Raw genomic sequence first — 2,648 nt, forward strand, 5'->3', positions numbered from 1 at the left:
TACGATTAGTGGGGGCATCCTCTCTATTTCTGCAGAGGCTAATTTAGGAGCAACCCCATCTAGCGTAACTGCTAGCTCAATCACCATTAATGGCGGTACATTACAAGCTACAGCAACACTATCTCTCTCCAGTAATCGGGGAATCACCCTATCTTCTGCAGGAGGCTTAGCAGCTACTAGTGGTAACACTTTGACTGTAGCGGGAGTGATTGCTGGATCAAGTGCGCTAACAATTAATGGCGCATCTCAAACGGGTATCGTCATACTCTCTGGCACCAACACCTATACTGGCGGCACGACGATTAGTGGCGGCACACTAACCTTGGGCAAGAGTAGTGCACTACTGAGTACTGGTAGCCTCACCATTAATGGCGGCACTTTCGCTATGACAACTTTTAGTCAAACCGTAGGCATCGTCACAATCGGCACTAGTGGTGGCTCTATCACTGGCTTGGGTATTTTAACCGCATCAAGCTACACCTTTAACAACACCTCTGATGGCACTATCTCTGCTATTTTAGCGGGAACGAGTGCAACCTTAACGCAGGCGGGTAGTGGAACAACCACTCTCTCTGGCACCAACACCTACACTGGTGCTACGACCATTAGTGCAGGTACTTTGGCTATTACCAATGCATCAGCATTGGGCACTTCCGGTACCACGCAAAATGGCACTACTGTCAGTAGTGGCGGTATTTTAGATATTCAAACTACTAGCACTGTTTCGGAGCTCATTACTCTGAATGGTGGCACGATTGCTGCAAGTGCTGTTAATGCCACTGTATCTGGTAACGTGACTCTAACTGCCAACTCTTTTGTTAATGTAGGTAGCACCTATAGATTAACTATCAGCGGTAATGTTACGGGCCCAAGCTATACCCTGTTAAAGCAAGGCGCTGGCAGCTTTTCCATTACTGGGACTTACAACTACCTATTAGCCATTACTTTGAGTGATACCACCTTGTCTGATCTTTTGGTGACTGGTGGGTATTACAACAATGACAGTACTGCTATTCTTGTGATTAATTCAGGTATTACTTTAGATTTAAATGGCTATAGCTTGGCTAATGCCATCATATTGAATGGCGGTACGATTTCTAACGGATCTATTACAGGCAGTACTCTGAGTGGCACAATTTCGCTAACAGCCCTTTCATCCATCAGCTCAAATAACGCTATTACTATTTCGAGTGCCATCAGTGGTTCAGGTTCTCTGACTAAATCCGGTACAGGCACCTTAACACTGTCTGGCACCAACACCTACGCTGGTGGCACCACTATCTCAGCAGGTACTTTAGCCGTTACCAGTACGGGCACCCTAGGCAACACCACAGCAGCCCTAACCATTAGCTCTGCTACCTTAGATTTACAAAGAACACTAACAGTGGGTTCTTTGACTATGTCAGGGACCAGTTCTATTACCAACTCTACCGGCACTTCTAGTCTGACGGTCACTGGCACCAGCACCTTGGCTGGATCTATTACCACCAGTGGTACCCAAACTTACACTGGTGCAGTGGGTTTAGGTGCCAACACCACCTTAACAACAACGAGTAATGGCGCTGTAACCTTTACTAGTGCGATTACAGGTGGAAATTACAACCTCACCATTAGCTCTGGTAGTGGTAATCAATCGTTTGCTGGGGCCAGTGGAGTAGGTACCTTAAGCTTAAATACCTCGGGAGTAGCTTCTCAAACTGGGGCTATTTCAGCTACTAACGCCTTATTTATTGGCGCAGGTACATTTACTTTGAACAACAGTAGTAATAACTTTGGCACCTTAGCAGCTAGTGGTATCGCTAGCTTGGATTTAAGAAATACTAGCAACTTAACAGTGGGTACAGTAGGCGCATATAGTGGTATCAGCAGCAGTGGTGCGCTGACCCTCAATGTGGCCGGTAATCTGACAATTAACAAGGCCATCAATATCACCGGTACAGCTAATGCCAACTTAAACGCCATAAGTATCTTTACCATTGATAGTGGTGCCACCATAACTACTGCCAATGGCAATATCATTATCGATCCAGCCCGGTTCATTAATAATGGCGGATCCAATGCTTTGGTGGCTACAACTACTGGTACTTACTGGCAAGTTTGGAGCACCAATGCTGATCCATTTAATGCCACTACCGGCGATGTATATGGTTCATTGGTTAATAACTACACCCAATACAATGCTATCTATGGAAGTACAACAGCACTTGGCACTGGTAACGGATTTTTATACACTTACGCCCCTAGTGTTTCAGTTTCCCTGAGTGGTTCAGCAACTAAAGTCTATGATGCGACAACGGCTGCGGCCTTAACTTCAAGTAACTACACGTTGGGCGCAGCCGTCAATGGTGATGTGGTGACTGTGAGCGCTATCACTGGAAGCTATAACTCTGCCAATGTGGCAAGTGCCGACTCCATTGCTGGAGTATCGGTAACTCTTAGCGCAGTCGATTCTTCTGGCAAGGCAGTTTATGGCTATAGCCAATCGGTAAGTGGCTCGATAGTCGCTACTATTACCAAGAAAGCGCTGACCATCGGTACAGCAACTGCTAATAACAAGACTTACGATGGCACAACCACCGCCACCATGAGTGCGCTGGGTACCTTAAGTGGCTTTATCGGTAGTGAGACTGTGACCGCTGCTGTGAATA

Annotated in this window: 1 protein-coding gene; it reads left to right on the forward strand. The window is 46.4% G+C overall.

The genetic code is table 11. The features are described from left to right. A partial coding sequence (locus ICN40_RS11635; RefSeq protein WP_216244157.1) for an autotransporter-associated beta strand repeat-containing protein occupies positions 1-2,648 on the forward strand: 2,648 nt, incomplete at both ends.

The sequence above is a fragment of the Polynucleobacter sp. Fuers-14 genome (genome assembly GCF_018882045.1).
Taxonomy (GTDB): Bacteria; Pseudomonadota; Gammaproteobacteria; order Burkholderiales; family Burkholderiaceae; genus Polynucleobacter.